The 15,796-nt window shown below is 61.7% G+C and carries 16 protein-coding genes; 11 read left to right on the top strand and 5 right to left on the bottom strand.

All coding sequences use genetic code 11. The features are described from left to right. Positions 1-78: 78 nt before the first annotated feature. On the bottom strand, positions 79-765 hold the full coding sequence (locus A2I95_RS11405; protein ID WP_291729870.1) for a glutathione S-transferase family protein: 687 nt from the start codon (positions 763-765) through the stop codon (positions 79-81). An 87-nt stretch (positions 766-852) separates the two neighbouring features. On the opposite strand from A2I95_RS11405, the gene A2I95_RS11400 reads away from it, so the two are divergent. The 4 genes from A2I95_RS11400 (at position 853) to A2I95_RS11385 (ending at position 4,959) form a co-directional block, all read left to right on the top strand. After that, positions 853-1,302: a MarR family winged helix-turn-helix transcriptional regulator gene (locus A2I95_RS11400; RefSeq protein WP_291729869.1), complete on the top strand. Its 450-nt coding sequence runs from the start codon at positions 853-855 to the stop codon at positions 1,300-1,302. An 87-nt stretch (positions 1,303-1,389) separates the two neighbouring features. Then, positions 1,390-3,588: an excinuclease ABC subunit UvrB gene (uvrB, locus tag A2I95_RS11395; RefSeq protein WP_291729868.1), complete on the top strand. Its 2,199-nt coding sequence runs from the start codon at positions 1,390-1,392 to the stop codon at positions 3,586-3,588. A gap of 124 nt (positions 3,589-3,712) precedes the next feature. After that, a complete protein-coding gene (locus tag A2I95_RS11390; RefSeq protein WP_291729867.1) occupies positions 3,713-4,348 on the top strand; it encodes a hypothetical protein in 636 nt (211 codons plus the stop codon). After that, entirely contained in the window at positions 4,345-4,959 is a 615-nt protein-coding gene (locus tag A2I95_RS11385) for a nicotinate-nucleotide adenylyltransferase (protein ID WP_291729866.1), read from the top strand. Before A2I95_RS11390 ends, A2I95_RS11385 begins: the two co-directional genes overlap by 4 nt. Here the strand turns inward: A2I95_RS11385 and A2I95_RS11380 are convergent. Continuing rightward, positions 4,939-5,745 carry a DMT family transporter gene (locus A2I95_RS11380; protein WP_291729865.1) on the bottom strand — a complete coding sequence of 269 codons (807 nt, stop codon included), beginning with the start codon at positions 5,743-5,745 and terminating at the stop codon, positions 4,939-4,941. The two genes, A2I95_RS11385 and A2I95_RS11380, sit on opposite strands and share 21 nt — an antisense overlap. A 132-nt stretch (positions 5,746-5,877) precedes the next feature. Between A2I95_RS11380 and dacB the strand changes: the two genes are divergently transcribed. Both dacB and A2I95_RS11370 read left to right on the top strand, forming a co-directional pair. Next, entirely contained in the window at positions 5,878-7,365 is a 1,488-nt protein-coding gene (dacB, locus tag A2I95_RS11375) for a D-alanyl-D-alanine carboxypeptidase/D-alanyl-D-alanine-endopeptidase (RefSeq protein ID WP_291729896.1), read from the top strand. Between the two features lie 137 nt (positions 7,366-7,502). Continuing rightward, a complete protein-coding gene (locus A2I95_RS11370) occupies positions 7,503-8,228 on the top strand; it encodes a GNAT family protein (RefSeq protein ID WP_291729864.1) in 726 nt (241 codons plus the stop codon). 96 nt (positions 8,229-8,324) lie between these two features. On the opposite strand, the gene A2I95_RS11365 is transcribed toward A2I95_RS11370, so the two are convergent. Next, complete coding sequence (locus A2I95_RS11365; RefSeq protein ID WP_027257720.1) at positions 8,325-8,747, bottom strand: tellurite resistance TerB family protein; 423 nt, start codon at positions 8,745-8,747, stop codon at positions 8,325-8,327. A 251-nt stretch (positions 8,748-8,998) separates the two neighbouring features. Here A2I95_RS11365 and A2I95_RS11360 point away from each other — a divergent pair, with 251 nt between their 5' ends. The 3 genes from A2I95_RS11360 to A2I95_RS11350 all read left to right on the top strand — a co-directional run bounded on the left by A2I95_RS11360 (position 8,999) and on the right by A2I95_RS11350 (position 13,599). Then, positions 8,999-10,642, top strand: coding sequence for a lysine--tRNA ligase (locus A2I95_RS11360; protein WP_291729863.1), 1,644 nt, complete (start codon positions 8,999-9,001; stop codon positions 10,640-10,642). 173 nt (positions 10,643-10,815) lie between these two features. Further along, on the top strand, positions 10,816-11,217 hold the full coding sequence (locus tag A2I95_RS11355) for a DUF4864 domain-containing protein (protein WP_291729862.1): 402 nt from the start codon (positions 10,816-10,818) through the stop codon (positions 11,215-11,217). Positions 11,218-11,313: 96 nt separating this feature from the next. Then, positions 11,314-13,599, top strand: a complete 2,286-nt coding sequence (locus A2I95_RS11350) for a glycosyl hydrolase family 28-related protein (protein WP_291729861.1) — start codon at positions 11,314-11,316, stop codon at positions 13,597-13,599. On the opposite strand, the gene A2I95_RS11345 is transcribed toward A2I95_RS11350, so the two are convergent. Beyond that, positions 13,596-14,090, bottom strand: a complete 495-nt coding sequence (locus tag A2I95_RS11345) for a pyridoxamine 5-phosphate oxidase (RefSeq protein ID WP_291729895.1) — start codon at positions 14,088-14,090, stop codon at positions 13,596-13,598. The two genes, A2I95_RS11350 and A2I95_RS11345, sit on opposite strands and share 4 nt — an antisense overlap. 27 nt (positions 14,091-14,117) lie before the next feature. Continuing rightward, the gene (locus tag A2I95_RS11340) at positions 14,118-14,777 is read right to left on the bottom strand and encodes a hypothetical protein (RefSeq protein ID WP_291729860.1); all 660 of its coding nucleotides are present in this window, start codon (positions 14,775-14,777) and stop codon (positions 14,118-14,120) included. A gap of 153 nt (positions 14,778-14,930) precedes the next feature. On the opposite strand from A2I95_RS11340, the gene A2I95_RS11335 reads away from it, so the two are divergent. Further along, positions 14,931-15,254: an antibiotic biosynthesis monooxygenase gene (locus A2I95_RS11335; RefSeq protein WP_129369562.1), complete on the top strand. Its 324-nt coding sequence runs from the start codon at positions 14,931-14,933 to the stop codon at positions 15,252-15,254. 106 nt (positions 15,255-15,360) lie between these two features. Continuing rightward, positions 15,361-15,768, top strand: coding sequence for a universal stress protein (locus tag A2I95_RS11330; protein ID WP_027257713.1), 408 nt, complete (start codon positions 15,361-15,363; stop codon positions 15,766-15,768). The last annotated feature ends 28 nt before the right edge of the window (positions 15,769-15,796 follow it).

Below are 15,796 nucleotides of genomic sequence, written 5' to 3'. Positions count from 1 at the left end.
TGTCTCCCGCTTCGAGTCTCAATCCAGCGCATTTATGCGCCGGATGCGGCTCTGCGGCAAGGTGCCATTTGCACAGGATTAAGCGGGGTTTGCGGCGGTGCCGCAGGCGGCCCGCGCCAGCCCGCCCAGATGGGATGGCCGCGCGCAAAGGAAATCCATCAGCCGGGCCGGATACCCCTCCGGCGGCGCCTCTTGCACCGATGGGCGTGTCATGACCGCCCCCCTCCACGCTGGCATATGCACGGCCTCCGGCATCAGCCCGAAGTCCCCGATGGTATCAAAGGTCTCGAAGTAGCGGAAAATGGTGCCCCAGACCCCATCCACCATGCGGAAGGTTTCTCCGGCAAAGAAAGGCCCCTCCACCTCAGGTGTGATCCGCTCAAGCCGCTCGCGCACAACCCCGGCAGCGGCGGTAAATGCCGCCTCCTCCGGTGCGCTGTACAACTTGCCGATGGCGGCCAGCGTCTCGGAACCGAACGCGATCCAGGCCCGGTGCCGCGCCCGCTCCAGCGGATCCGCCGGATGCAATGCGCCCGGCGTGGTCTCGTCCAGGTATTCCGCGATCACCTGGCTCTCAAACAGCACCCGCCCGCCGGTTTCCAGCACCGGCACCCGGCCCAGCGGCGACAGGGCGGCGAACCAATCAGGCTTGTCCGCCAGATCGATACAGGTGCGCCGGTAAGGGATGGATTTTTCGCTCAGCACAATCGCTGCGCGCTGCACATAGGGGCACAGGTGGTGGCTGATCAGGTGTAAATCACGCATAGGAATCCTCCTATAGATGCAACTGCATTAACATACAAATAGGGACGCTGGCTTGCATGTCAATGCAGTTGCATGTAAATTCCCTGCATGGAGACACCTGACCCATTCGAAATCTGGCTGCCGCTCGCCCGCGCCCACAAGTCCATCCTGACCTCGGTGGAGGCCGCGCTGAAACAGGCCGGCCTGCCGGGGCTGGATTGGTATGACCTGCTGTGGGAGCTGGAATGCGCAGGCAGTGACGGTCTGCGCCCCTTTGAGCTCCAGGAAAAGCTGCTCTTGCCGCAATACGGTGTCTCGCGGCTGGCGGACAGGCTGGCCAAGGCAGGCCTGCTGGAACGCCTGACCTGCAACGGCGACGGCCGCGGCCAGGTGCTGGTGATCACACCGGAAGGCGCCGCCATGCGCGCCCGCGTCTGGACGGTCTACTCGGACACTATGCAGCAGGCCGTCACCCCGCATTTCAGCGCTGGCGAGGCGCGGCGGCTGGCGGAACTGCTGGCAAAGCTCCTGCGCCCTGCCCCTGCTGACAAAATCTGACACCACACCCCGGATTACCGGCCAGCCCCCCTTGCACCGGAACAAAAACAGACCAAAATCAGCGCCAGCCGCCAACGGAGTCGCCCGATGCCCTATGCCCATTCCGACAAGACCATGCCGATGATGACCCAGCGGGCACCGCAGCAGCGGCCCAAGCTGGAAGGCGGCAAGCGGTTTGTGATGCATACTCCGTTTCAGCCCGCAGGCGACCAGCCCACCGCGATCCAGGAACTGTCCGAGGGCGTGCTGGACGGCGAACGCAATCAAGTGCTCTTGGGCGCCACCGGCACCGGCAAGACCTTCACCATGGCCAAGGTGATCGAAGAGACCCAGCGCCCGGCGATCATCCTTGCCCCCAACAAGACGCTGGCGGCGCAATTGTACGGCGAATTCAAGGGGTTCTTCCCGGAGAACTCGGTTGAATACTTCGTCTCCTTCTACGACTACTACCAGCCCGAGGCCTATGTGCCGCGCTCCGACACCTATATCGAGAAGGAAAGCCAGATCAACGAGCAGATCGACCGGATGCGCCACTCGGCCACCCGTGCCCTGCTTGAGCGCGACGACGTGATCATCATCGCGTCTGTCTCTTGCATCTACGGCATCGGCTCGGTCGAAACCTACTCGGCGATGACCCAGGACCTGAAGGCGGGCGAGATATACGACCAGCGCCAGATCATGGCCGATCTGGTTGCCCAGCAGTACAAGCGCAACGATCAGGCTTTTCAGCGCGGCTCCTTCCGAGTCCGCGGCGATACGCTCGAAATCTTCCCCGCCCACCTGGAAGACCGCGCCTGGAAACTGTCGTTCTTCGGCGAGGAGCTGGAACAAATCACCGAATTCGACCCGCTGACAGGCGAAAAAACCGGCAGTTTCGACCAGATCCGCGTCTATGCGAACTCTCACTATGTGACGCCGAAGCCGACGCTGAACCAGGCGGTGATCTTCATCAAGCAGGAGCTGAAGATGCGGCTGGAGCAACTGGTCGGCGAGGGCAAGCTGCTGGAGGCCCAGCGGTTGGAACAGCGCTGCAACTTCGACATCGAAATGCTTGAGGCAACCGGCCACTGCAATGGCATTGAGAACTACTCCCGCTACCTGACGGGCCGCGCGCCGGGAGAGCCGCCCCCCACTTTGTTCGAATTCATCCCCGACAACGCTATTGTTTTTGCCGATGAATCCCATGTCTCCGTCCCCCAGATCGGCGGCATGTACAAGGGCGACCACCGGCGCAAGTTCACCCTCGCCGAACACGGCTTCCGCTTGCCGTCGTGCATGGACAACCGCCCGCTGAAGTTCGAGGAATGGGACGCCATGCGCCCGCAGTCGGTCTTTGTCTCCGCCACCCCGTCGAAATGGGAGCTGGAACAATCCAGCGGCGTCTTTGCCGAACAGGTGATCCGCCCCACCGGCCTGCTGGACCCTGAGGTCGAAATCCGCCCCGTGGACATGCAGGTGGATGACCTGCTGGACGAGGTGCGCCGCGTCACCGCCGCCGGCTTCCGCACGCTGGTGACCACGCTGACCAAACGCATGGCCGAGGACCTGACCGAATACCTGCATGAACAGGGCATCAAAGTCCGCTACATGCATTCCGACATCGACACGCTGGAACGCATCGAAATCCTGCGTGATCTGCGCCTTGGCGCCTTTGACGTGCTGATCGGCATCAACCTGTTGCGCGAGGGCCTCGACATCCCGGAATGCGGCCTTGTCGCCATTCTGGACGCCGACAAGGAGGGCTTCCTGCGCTCCGAAACCTCGCTGATCCAGACCATCGGCCGCGCCGCACGTAATGCCGACGGCCGCGTCATCATGTATGCCGACCGCATCACCGGCTCGATGGAGCGCGCGTTGGGGGAAACCAACCGCCGCCGCGACAAGCAGATCGCCTATAACGAGGAACACGGCATCACCCCGCAAACGGTCAGGAAAAACGTCGAGGACGTTCTGGCCGGCCTCTACGAGGGCGATGTGGACATGAACCGCGTCACCGCCCAGATCGACAAACCGATGCACGGCGCCAATCTGGAGGCGCATCTGAACGGGTTGCGCGACCAGATGCGCAAGGCGGCGGAGAACCTCGAGTTCGAAGAAGCCGCGCGTCTCCGCGACGAGGTCAAACGGCTGGAAGCGGTGGATCTGGCCATCTCCGACGACCCGCTGGCGCGGCAATCGGCGGTGGAGGCTGCGTCTGATGCCGCGGTGAAATCGCGGGGGCGGTCAACCGCAGGCAAGGCTGGAACTCGGGCGTACCGGGGCAAGTCGCAGAAGAAGTTTTCGTGAGGTTTTGAAACGCAACAGAGGGTTGAACCCCGCCTAGGGAGGAAGCGAATGCGCCCTCCCGTGGAGGAGGTCGGGCGCAGCCCGTGCCACGGACACTGGCCTTTGATCGTTAAGGGAGTTGTAATTGGTCAAAATAAAGCATTCTGAAACACGTCTTATCGACGAATTATTCCATATGAAAGACGGTTTTCCGTTAGTTCTCTCCAACAAGACCCTTGCTGAGTTCTTTGAGGACGAAATTAGTGTAGGCATTTATGACGGTAAGTCTTCCTTCAAAGGCACCTCGAAAGCCAATCGAATTAGGGCCTTTTTTGAATCCTCATCTGCAAGGCAAGCAGCAAAACTGTTGAAAGCTTTATGGAAACATCGAAATGCTTTCCGAGATGCAGAAATTCAACGACGGTCAGAACTGATCACGGCTGGGTTTGAAGATATTGAAGCTTTTGAAGTCTATTGCATGCGATTTACGTCTGAGGATCACGAGTTCGAAGAACTTGTCAAAGCTATTGAGGAGAGAGAACAAAGCGAAGTTATTGATGCTACGACGGTTCTCGCAAGCTCCTTTGATTTTGACACCGTAATGGACGAAATAGATCGCGCTCGCACATTTGTCGATGACGACCCCGAAGATGCCACTCCCCTGCCGGCCCGCCCCTCTTGGCTCGGAAGGCACTACCATCTGCCTTTTGCAGCCCCATTGGCCACCTCACCGCCGCCGATTGATCTCCCAGGGAAACTATGTGCATCAAGGCGGCTATGATTTGCAAGCTGCCGCATATCCGCCCGGGCCAAAGCGTCGGGCTGCTGGGAGGGTCCTTTGACCCGCCGCACCGCGGCCATGCGGCGATTTCCCATGCGGCGCTGCGGCGGTTCGCACTGGATCACCTGTTCTGGCTGGTGTCCCCGGGCAATCCGCTGAAGGCGCGCCAGCCGGCCGCCCTGCAACGGCGGATCGCAGCGTCGCAAGGCCTGATCCAGCATCCGCGCATCCATATCAGCGGTATTGAGGCGGATCTTGGCACCCGCTACACCGCCCAGACCCTGCGCCACCTGCGCCGCCGTCATCCGGGCGTGCGGTTTGTCTGGCTGATGGGGGCCGACAATCTGACCCATTTCCACCGCTGGAAAGATTGGCGGCAGATTCTGGACACCGTGCCCGTCGGCGTGCTGGCGCGGCCGAACGACCGGATCTCGGCGCGGTTTTCTCCGGCGGCGCGGTTTGCCCGCCATGCGATGCTGAAAGGCAGTCAAAGCCATCTGCTGGCGCGGGCCGAAGCTCCCGCCTGGTGTTTTGTCAACGTGCCGATGGTGGATGTCAGCTCAACCGAAATCCGCGCCCGCGGCGAATGGTCAGCGGCGGAGCACGGCTGAGGCCAGACCGGCCGACAGCACCACCGCCAGCCCGGCCCAGGTCCAGGCATCAGGCAGCTGGCTGAACACCGCCCAGCCGAGGCTGACAGCGGCAACCAGCTGGAAATACACCATTGGCGCCAGCTTCACCGCCTGCACCCGGCCATAGGCAAACAGCAGCAAGAGGTTGCCGGTCATCGAAAAAGCCGCGCTGCCAACCGTCAGCGCCGCAGTTGACGGCGTGAATTCAGGCAGGCTGCTGAGGCCCAGCGGCAGCATCAGGACGGCGCTGAGCAACAGCTGTGTCAGGCTCAGCTCCAACGGCGTGCCCACATGCGCCAGCCAGCGCGAACTGGTCAGGAAACCGCCATAGAAACAGCCCGCCAGCACCGCCCACAGCAGGTTGATGGAGCCGCCCAATCCAGGCCGCACCACCATCAGCACGCCGATGAATCCCAGTGCCATCAGCAGGCTGCGCAGCAGTGTCGCCTGCTCCCGCAGCAGCAGAACCGACAGCACATAGCTGACCACCGGACCGACAAAAAAGGCGGCAAAGACATTGGCCAGCGGCTCGGTCGTCAGCGCCAGCTGGATCGAAAAGATGCCGCCGGTCAGCAGTCCGGCCCGCAGCCACAGCCGCCAATCGCCCAGCAGCGCATAGGCCCGGCGCGGCACAAAGGGCAAGATCAGCGCGGTGCCGATGGCAAACCGCGACCAGGCGACAAACGCCGGTGCGGCCAGCCCGCCGCCCGTCAGCAGTTTCCCGCACAGATCGCCCGCGGGGATCATTGACATGGCCACGAACATGAGGATGACTGCCTGCAACATGGCTGCCAGCGGTAGCAGGACCTTCCGCGGGGCGAAACCCCGGATCTTGCGGCGAATTGCCAGGAAAATGGGATTGAAGAAGAGCAGGTCCTGACACTAAAAATGAATAAGATGACTTCACGCCGGACATTCCTCCTCTCCGGGCTTGCCGCTTTGGCGGGCACCTCTGCGCTGGCCAATGCCCCGGCGGTGTCGCTGCGGCCCGTGGCCCGCCGCGTCAGCTCTCTTGCGGCCGGCGCGGACGGGCTCAAGGCGCTGTTGGCGCGGGCCAATCTGCCGGGCCGGGCGGTCTGTGCTGTGGCCGATGTGAAAACCGGCAAGCTGCTGGAGGCCTCGGGCCAGGCCGAAGCACTGCCGCCAGCCAGCGTCGCCAAAGCGCTGACCGCGCTGTATGCGCTGGATGTGCTGGGCGCGGACCACCGGTTCGAGACCCGCATCCTGGCGACCGGCGGGGTTGCTGGCGGCGTGGTCAAGGGCGATCTGATCCTGGCCGGCGGCGGCGATCCGATGCTGAACACCGATCATCTGGCGCTGCTGGCCAAGGCATTGAAGACGGCAGGCGTGCGCGAGGTGCGGGGCAGGTTTCTGGTTTGGGACGGCAGCCTTCCGGCGGTCAAAACCATCGACCCGGACCAACCCGACCACGTCGGCTATTCCCCCGCTGTGTCCGGCATCGCTCTGAATTTCAACCGGGTGCATTTTGAATGGAAACGCGCGTCCAGCGGCGGCTGGGCGATCACCATGGATGCAAGGACCGAGAAATACCGCCCCGAAGTGGTCAACGCGCAGATGAAAATCGCCTCGCGCTCGGGGCCGGTCTATACCTATGCCGAAAAGGGCGGCGCCGATCATTGGACCGTCGCCAGCAAGGCCCTGGGCAAGGGCGGTTCGCGCTGGCTGCCGGTCCGCAACCCTGCGGCTTATGCCGGCGATGTGTTCCGCACCCTGGCCCGTGCAAACGGGATCAAGCTGGACACGGCAAAAACCGCCAATTCCGTGCCCCAATCGCAACTGCTTGCCCGGCATCGCAGCCCGCCGCTGGATATAATGCTCAAGGCGATGCTGAAATACTCCAACAACCTGATGGCCGAGATGATCGGCATGTCCGCCACCGCCGCGCGCGGCAGCCGGCCTGGTTCGCTAAAGGCGTCCGCCGCCGAGATGAACCGCTGGGCCGCTGCCAAATACGGCATGTCCGGCACCAGGCTAGTGGATCATTCCGGCCTGGGCGAGGATTCGCGAATGACACCGGGGGATCTGACAGGTGCATTGATTGCTGCCTACAAGGCGGGCCGGCTCAAACCGCTCCTGAAACCTTTCCGGATGCGTGATGCCAAGGGCGGTATCGTCAAGGGACACCCGATCAAGGTCGCGGCCAAGACCGGCACGCTGAATTTTGTCTCGGGCCTCGGCGGTTTCATGACCGCTGCGGATGGGACGGAACTGGCCTTTGCCATTTTCACCGCTGACCAGAAAACGCGTGCCCGCATCCCCCGCGCACAGCGCGAACGCCCCAAAGGCGCGCGCGGATGGAACCGCCGCGCCAAGAAGCTGCAACAGCAATTGATCGAACGATGGGGCGCGGTCTACGGCAGTTGACCCGGGTCCGGGACAGGCGGGATTGGTCTGGGCGTACTGCTAGAATCCGGACGTTTTTTCCGGTCCAGGGGCATGGCAAACCTGCGCAGGCCGGTGGTGCTGACCACCGTGGAATTGCTGTGAAAAAGGATGCCGCCATGACCAGATACTTCAACGAGCATGGCCAGCCCATCGGCGCACCGCTGCCGGACTGGCGCGGCGCCCGCAACCCCGGCCACACCGGCATGGCGGGGCAATACTGCCGGGTTGAGCCGCTGAATGCGGACCGCCACGCCGCGGATCTGTTCGCGGCCTTCCGGCAGGACCAGGCCGATGCGATCTGGACCTATGTGCCCTATGGCCCCTTTGAGACGCCGGAAGGCCTGCATGCCTGGGTGCAAACGGCCAGCGGCGTGGATGCACAGCCCTATTTCGCGGTCATCAATGGCGGCAGCGGCAAGGCCGAAGGCATTGCAAGCTTCATGCGCATTCAGCCCGCCCACGGTGTGATCGAGGTCGGCGGCATCACATTCGCCCCGCCGCTGCAGCGGACGCGGGCGGCGACCGAGGCGATGTATCTGATGATGGCCCGGGTGTTCAATGATTTGAGCTACCGCCGCTATGAGTGGAAATGCGACGCCCTGAACGCGCCCTCCTGCCGTGCGGCAGAGCGCTTCGGTTTCACCTATGATGGTCTGTTCCGCCAGGCCATTGTCTATAAAGGCCGCAACCGCGATACCGCATGGTATTCAGTGCTGGATGGCGAGTGGCCGATGCTTGAAGCCGCCTATCAGACGTGGCTTGATCCAGCAAACTTCGGTGCGCAAGGGCAGCAGAAGCAAAGCCTCGGCACATTGATCGCAGCGGCCAGACGGACGGGCTGATACCGCAGGACCCTCCGCAGCCAGTCCCGCCCGCGCTCAGCTGCTGCTTAAACTTCACCAGGCCGCAAGGCCGGGGGCAGCGCCCCCCTTCGCCGTTCAGACCATGTGCCGCGCCCGCGCGCCGCGTTCGATGGCCGCGGCATGCAGCCGGTCGATGTTCAATTCATAGCGGACCTCCGCCAGGAACTCGAGCTCGGTCTCGCCCAGGATCCCGTCCGCAGCCGCCACATCGCAGGACAGCGCATAGGCGGTTTCAAACAGCCGCTCCGGCAGATCGCCGCGGATCAGACCGAACAGCGCCGCCAGCCCGTCTTCCTGCTCAAACAGGTCCAGAACGGTCTGCGAAACCCGTGTCACCCGGTCGATGTCATAGTCGGCAAACACCGGCAGCATATTGACCGCAGACTGGATCTTTACCAGTTCGGCAGTGCGGATGTTCTCGTCCGAGGCTGAAACCGCCACCATCAGCGCCACCAGACAGTCCTGCGGGGACATCGGGTGCGGGGTTTGCTCACTCATGGACGAAATCCTTCTTTGCGTAATATTGATCCGATCAGGATAGGTATGCCAGCGGCGAGGTTCAACAACAGGCTGTATCAGCGCGGCGTTTTTATCCTCTTTGCTGCTGCAAAAGACGGCCTCGGCGGGCCAGTGATTATTGACTCATGCTGCATCAGCACAATAGAGGAAAGGGCTGGATGCATGGGGCATCCGCACTGATCTTGCGGCCCCTGGAAAACCGGAAACGACGCCGCCGATGGAGAATACGAATGTCTGATGTGCGCGAAGAAGCTCTGAAGAGCAAAGCCTGGCCGTTTGAAGAGGCCCGCCGGGTTCTCAAACGTTATGCCAAGGGCGCGCCGGACAAGGGTTACGTGCTGTTCGAGACCGGCTATGGCCCCTCCGGCCTGCCGCATATCGGCACCTTTGGCGAGGTCGCCCGCACCACCATGATCAAAACCGCGTTCGAGGTGATCTCGGACATCCCGACCAAGCTGATCTGCTTCTCGGATGACCTCGACGGGATGCGCAAAATCCCGGGTAACGTGCCCAATGCCGAAGGCCTGCAGGACCACCTGCAAAAACCGCTGACCTCGGTGCCGGACCCGTTTGGCACCCATGAGAGCTTTGGCCACCACAACAACGCCATGCTGCGCCGTTTCCTCGATACCTTTGGTTTTGAGTATGAGTTCTATTCGGCGCAGGAGTTCTACCAGTCCGGCCAGTTCGACGAGGTGCTGAAACGCGCGGTCGACAAATACGACGACGTCATGGCGATCATGCTGAAGTCTTTGCGCGAAGAGCGCCGCCAGACCTATTCGATCTTCCTGCCGATCCACCCGGAAACCGGCCGCGTCCTCTATGTGCCGATGAAGAAGGTCTGCGCCGAGACCTATACCATCACCTTTGACGACGAATACGGCAAGGAATGGACCCTGCCCGTGACCGGCGGCAACGTCAAACTGCAGTGGAAACCGGATTTCGGCGCCCGCTGGGCGGCGCTGGAAGTCGATTTCGAGATGTACGGCAAGGATCACTCCACCAACACGCCGATCTATGACGGCATCTGCCGGGTGCTGGGCCACCGCGCGCCGGAGCATTTCACCTATGAGCTGTTCCTGGATGCCAACGGCCAGAAAATCTCGAAAACCTCCGGCAACGGCATTTCGATCGACGAATGGCTGACCTACGCCTCGACCGAAAGCCTGGCCTATTTCATGTATCTGAAGCCGAAGACCGCCAAGCGGATGCATTTCGACGTGATCCCCAAGGCGGTGGACGAATACCACCAGCAGCTGCGGGCCTATCACGGGCAGGACCTGAAGGGGCAGCTGAACAACCCGGTCTGGCACATCCACGGCGGTGACGTGCCGCAGTCGGATATGGTGGTGCCGTTCTCGATGCTGCTGAACCTCGCTTCGGCCTCCAGCGCCGAGGACAAAGCCACTATGTGGGGCTTCATCAACAAATATGCGCCCGATGCCACGCCGGAGACCAATCCTGCGATGGATCAGGCGGCGGGATTTGCCGTGGCCTATTTCAACGACTTTGTGAAACCGTCCAAGGTATTCCGCCTGCCCACCGGTCAAGAGCGTGCGGCACTGCTGGATCTGGCGGATGCGTTGAAATCGCCCGTGGCAGCGCTGGCAGCAATTGCCAAGAAGAACGAACTGGCCGGCAATGACGACCCGCTGCCCGAGGCCGATTTCGCGGATGAGGAATTCCTGCAATCCGTGGTCTTTGCCATCGGCAAGATCCACGGGTTTGAGCCGCTGCGCGCCTGGTTCTCGGCGATCTACGAGGTGCTGCTGGGGGCCTCCCAAGGTCCCCGCTTCGGCGGCTTCATCGCGCTTTACGGCGTCGAGGACACCATCGCGCTGATCGAAAAGGCGCTGGCGGGCGAGCTGGCCTAAGCCTTTCGCGGAATCGCAATCAGCAAGGGCGCGGGTTTCTGCGCCCTTTTCTTTTTCAGCCATGGGCGGCGGCCTGCGGCCTTGTCCCGCGCTGTGCACCAGCTCCCCCAAAAATTTCCTTTGACGTAACGTCACATCGCCCTAACTGGAGTCAAACGGACCGGGAGGGGCAGATGCGCAGTGTTCTGTTTGCGGGGGTAAGTGTTTTTCTTCTGGCCTTCCCGGCAATAGCTCAGAGGGAGCCGGTCACAGCCGTGATCGGCTCTCAGATTTCTGCTTTCCTGAACAATGATACCGAAACCGCCTTCTCCTACGCTTCGCCGTCGATCCGGCGCATTTTCGGCACCCCGGATCGCTTTGGCGAGATGGTGCGCCAGGGCTACCCGATGGTCTGGCGACCTGTTGAGGTGCGTTACCTGCAATTGCGGGACGTGGCCGGCAGCCTGTGGCAGCGGGTGATGGTCACCGACGAACAGGGCGCCGTGCACCTACTGGATTACCAAATGATTAATCTGGAAAGCGGCTGGAAAATCAACGCCGTACACATTCTGAAAGGACAGGGTGAAAGCACCTGAACCCAGGCCTGCGCACGCACCGCTGGGCGGAATTTAACGCGGCATCTGTAAATCCTTTTCCCTGAACGCGACATGCGCAGCAGGAAAGGGAATTCCATGAACAAGGCAATTACCGAAGGTTTGCAGCTGATGCCCCCCGCCTTTGCAGACGGTCTGAACGTCTGGTCCAGCGGCGACGGCACCCCGGGGTCGGACACTTATGACGGCGCTGCCAATGCGGTCTTTGTGGCGGCGGACTCTGATTTCGGCGGCTGCCTGGAGATGCAGAAGACCGAGAACACCCAGAAGCTGCGCTTCATGGGGCAGACGCCGCTGCAACCGGGCTGCTATTTGCAGATCAAGATCCGTATCAAGGCTGTTAGCGGCGCGCTGCCTGCGGTCCGCGTTGCAGGCTGGGCCGGTGCCAGCGGCGGCAGCCACATCGGCGGCGTATCCGAAGCCGGGCAGCAGCAGGCGCTCAGCACCTATGGCAAAGTACTCGAAGTCACCGGCATCGTCGGCAGCGGCGAGCGCGGCGGGGTGGACATGCCCTGGGGGCGCAGTGCGGCCTACGGCCATTTCGGCCTCGACCTGACTGGCGCCAACGGCGGCGTGGTCCGGATCGACGATATCGAAATCACCGATATCACCAGCGCTTTTGTGCGCGACATGCTGAGCGTGGTGGACGTCACGGACTATGGCGCGGTGGGCAATGGCAGCTTTGATTGCACGGCAGCTTTTGAAGCGGCCGATGCTGCTGCCGACGGGCGGCGCATCCTGGTGCCTGCAGGGGATTTCCGCCTGAACAGCACCGTTTCGCTGAACCACCAGGCCGTGTTCGAAGGCACCGTTTCCATGCCGGACAGCCAGATGCTGCTGCTGACAAAGAATTTCGATTTCCCCGCATATGCGGCGGCATTCGGCAATGAGGAGCTGGGGTTCAAAAAGGCGTTTCAGGCGCTGATCAACAACGCAGATCATGAATCCCTGGATCTGAAGGGCCGCAAGATCACCGTCACCGGGCCGATCGACATGCAAGCGGCGGTCCCGAACAAAAGCTCATATGCGACCCGCCGGGTCATCCGGAACGGGCAATTGGAGGCCGCCAGCAATGCGGCCTGGGACACCGATGTTGTGACTTCGCAGGCAACCTACAGTGCCTCGGACTCCAAGAAGCTGACCAATGTTGCGAACGTCGCCAATATTGCAGTCGGCTCTTTGGTCGAAGGCGCCGGTGTGGGCCGTGAGATCTATGTGGAATCCAAAAACACCGGCGCAGGAGAGCTGACCCTCAGCGGGGCGTTGTATGATGCCGAAGGCACCCAGACGTTCACCTTCCGCGACTTCAAGTATCTGGTGGATTTCAGCGGCTTCAGTTCGCTCAGCAAATTCGGCATGGAAGGCATCGAGTTTCAGTGCAATGGCCGCTGCAGCGCAGTGCGGCTGGCGCCGGCCGGGTCGGTGAACGCGTTTGACAGTTGTTTCTTTTCACGCCCCAAGGACCGGGGCATCACGTCGGCTGGTTCCGGCTGTCAGGGGATTCTGGTGGACAATTGCCAGTTCCTGTCGAATGAGGACGGGGAGGATGTGCCGGACCGGGTCAGTATCGGCCTCAACGTCAATGCCAACGATGCAAAGCTGCGCAGCAACCGGGCCACAAGGTTCCGCCATTTCGCGCTGCTGGCAGGCGGCAGCAACACGGTGACCGGAAATCACTTTTTTCAGGGCGACAATATCGCCAACGGCGTGCGTACGGCGGGGCTGGTGCTGGCCTCCAACAACTGCACCTCAACCGTGTCGGACAATTACATCGACAATTGCTTTATCGAATGGACCAACGAGCGGGATGCAACACCTGACTTCACCGGCGGGTTCTCGTTCAGCGCTTTGTCAGTGAGCGCCAATGTGTTCCTGTCCGGCGATGTCGCGCCGTGGTTCAGCTATATCGTCGTTAAACCCTATGGCAGCGGCCATTTCCTGAACGGGCTTTCTGTCACTGGCAATAAATTCCGCTCGCTTCAGGGCAGTATCGACCGAGCGGAACGGGTGGATACCAGTTTCTCGGATTTGGATTTCAGTCGTTCTAAAAGCGTCGATTTCAGCGGCAACATGTACCACAACGTCACGGCGCAAACCGCCAATCCGCTGCGGGTGCGGCATGATCAATCTTCGGCCTCAACCTCCTGGTCCGTGCGGGCCGAAGGGCTGTTGCCGTTCCAGGGGTTTGCCCGCTATGTCGATAGCGTGGTGCCGCTGGGCGCGCTGAAGAGCAGCGGCAACAGCACCCGCTACATTGTGCCGTATACCGAAGCGCAGCAAGGCTCGAACAACGACGAGATCCGGCTGCGCTGGGGCGAAGCCGTCAAGGGCGAAGTTCAGGTCATCATGCGGATGGACAGCTAACCAGTGCCGCCAGAGTGCTGAAGATCGGCGGCGGCAAGGCGGAAGGCCTTGCCAAAGCCGCCATTCAGATGCGCGCCCGTCACAGCAAACCGCACAAAGGTGAAATCAGCCAGTTGCAGATACAGCCTGGCCTTGGGCTGGCGGCGCAGGTAATGCGCGGCCAGCACCTCATGCTCCGGGTCTTGCCTGCTGATGAAACGCGCCCGGCACATCAGGCTCAGGCGCGGATGGGCAAGCGGGTCGCCTTTGTCTCCCGGTTCGCCGACCAGCAGCGAGCAGACCGGCCGCTGACGCAGCGCAGCCGTGTGCAGCGCCAGGCCGGAAATCAGGCTGACAGGATCCCCCTGCGGATCCAGTCCAAAAGCCACCCGTGTGACCAGCGGACTGCCATCGTCCAGCAGCACCCCAAGGGCGGCAAAGCGGGCGCTTGCCATCAGGCTTCGTGCCAAGGCGCGGGCGTCGTCATCTGCGGGGCGGACCGGGTCGGGCATCTGCATCTCTGGATTCCTTGAAAGGCTTCAAAACCTTTGCCACACCCCCAGCTCCAGACCAAGGCTGCGCCGGCCTGTGTTGCGGTACTCCAGCCCCAGGATCAGCTCCCGGCTGCCGTCCAGCGGATAGCGCACAGCTGGGGTCAGCGCATAGGAAAACCGGCCGCCGCCCGGCTTGTATGTCTCTATCTGCAGCATCGGGGCCATTTTTCCGGACCGGTTCAGACCGATGGTGGCATCCAGTTTCCAGGCCGCATCAAAACCGCTGTTGCGCAGCTCGTAGGCGGCATCGAGCGCCAGCCAGCCGGTGGCTTGGCCGGTTTCGAAACTGCGTCCGTAAGAAAGGGTAGCCTTTTGCATCATTTGCCAAAGACCCCGGAAATGATTGCCGCCGATCCCTGCCTCCGCTGCCAGCCGGTAACGGGGGCCGGCACGCAGCGGCAGGCGGGCAAAAAACAGGGCATGGCCGGAGCCAGCGGAATTTTCGTTCAGATCAATGCCGAGAGTGAGTTTGGAGGTAACGCCGAATGCCCCGTAATAGCTCAGCTCTTGCGCGCCTTCACCGCCGGTTTGCCGGTAGGTCGCGCTGGCAGAAGCAAACCCCCTGCCTGGCTTCTCCTGCCATGCGCCGCCAGCCGCCGGCTGGGCCAGCGTCAGGGCAAGACATACGGCACAGGCAGGTTTCATCCCAAACCCCTCAGAACACTGCGGCAAGAGTTCTGGATTATGATTAAGGTTGTATTAAATTTCGACCTAACACGAAATGGTTGCCGCTTCAAAAAAGGTGGTGCGCTTTATGCGCGAACGGGCGTAGGCTGGGGAAAGTCAACGGAGGGGCCAATGCCGAAAATAGCAAAAACCGCTGATATCCAAACCGTTATCACCACATTTGAGATGACGCCCGGGACCTGCCAGGACCTGCTGGAGGCGCTTCAGGACGCCTATGCGGACTTCATCTCGAAACAGCCCGGCTTTGTTGCGGCCGGCCTGCATGTGAATGACGCGCAGACACGTATCGCCAATTACTCGCAATGGCGCCGCCGCGAGGATTTCATGGCAATGCTGCGCAGTCCCGAAATGCGCGAGCGCAACCGCAAGATCAATGAACTGTGCCGCAGTTTTGAGCCGGTGATGTATGACGTGGCGGAGGTATTCGGCACCTGAGTCCTCCCGGGCCGCACTAGTACGGCACCTGCCTTGACCCCTGTCATAGCAGGCTGCCGCCGGCAGGGCTATCATTGACAGGAACATCAACCGATGGAGGTTTGTTATGTACCACAATGTCCTGGTGCCGATTTCATTTGATCCCGAGCGGGATGTGACCGGGCCGCTGAAAGTGGCGCGGCTGCTGTCTGCGCCCGGAGCCAAGGTGACGCTGCTGCATGTGATCGAGCAGGTTCCGGCTTATGCGATCTCTTACATCCCGGCAGATTTTATGGATGGCACCCGCAGCGCGCTGCAGGCCGAGCTGGACGGGCTGGCAAAGACGCTGCCCAATGCCACAGGCGAGCTGGTCGAAGGGCATTCCGGCCGCACTATTCTGGACTGGGCCGATCAGAACCAGCCGGATCTGATCGTCCTCGCCTCGCACCGCCCGTCAATGCAGGATCTGCTTTGGGGGTCCACCTCAGGCCATGTGGTGCGCCACGCCGCCTGTGCGGTGCATGTAGTGCGCTGAGGCCGCTCTGGTCTCGCCGCCCCAGTCA

The sequence above is a fragment of the Leisingera sp. F5 genome (genome assembly GCF_001593695.1).
The sequence above is the reverse complement of the archived record's forward strand: the minus strand, read 5'-3'. Positions and strand labels throughout refer to the sequence as shown.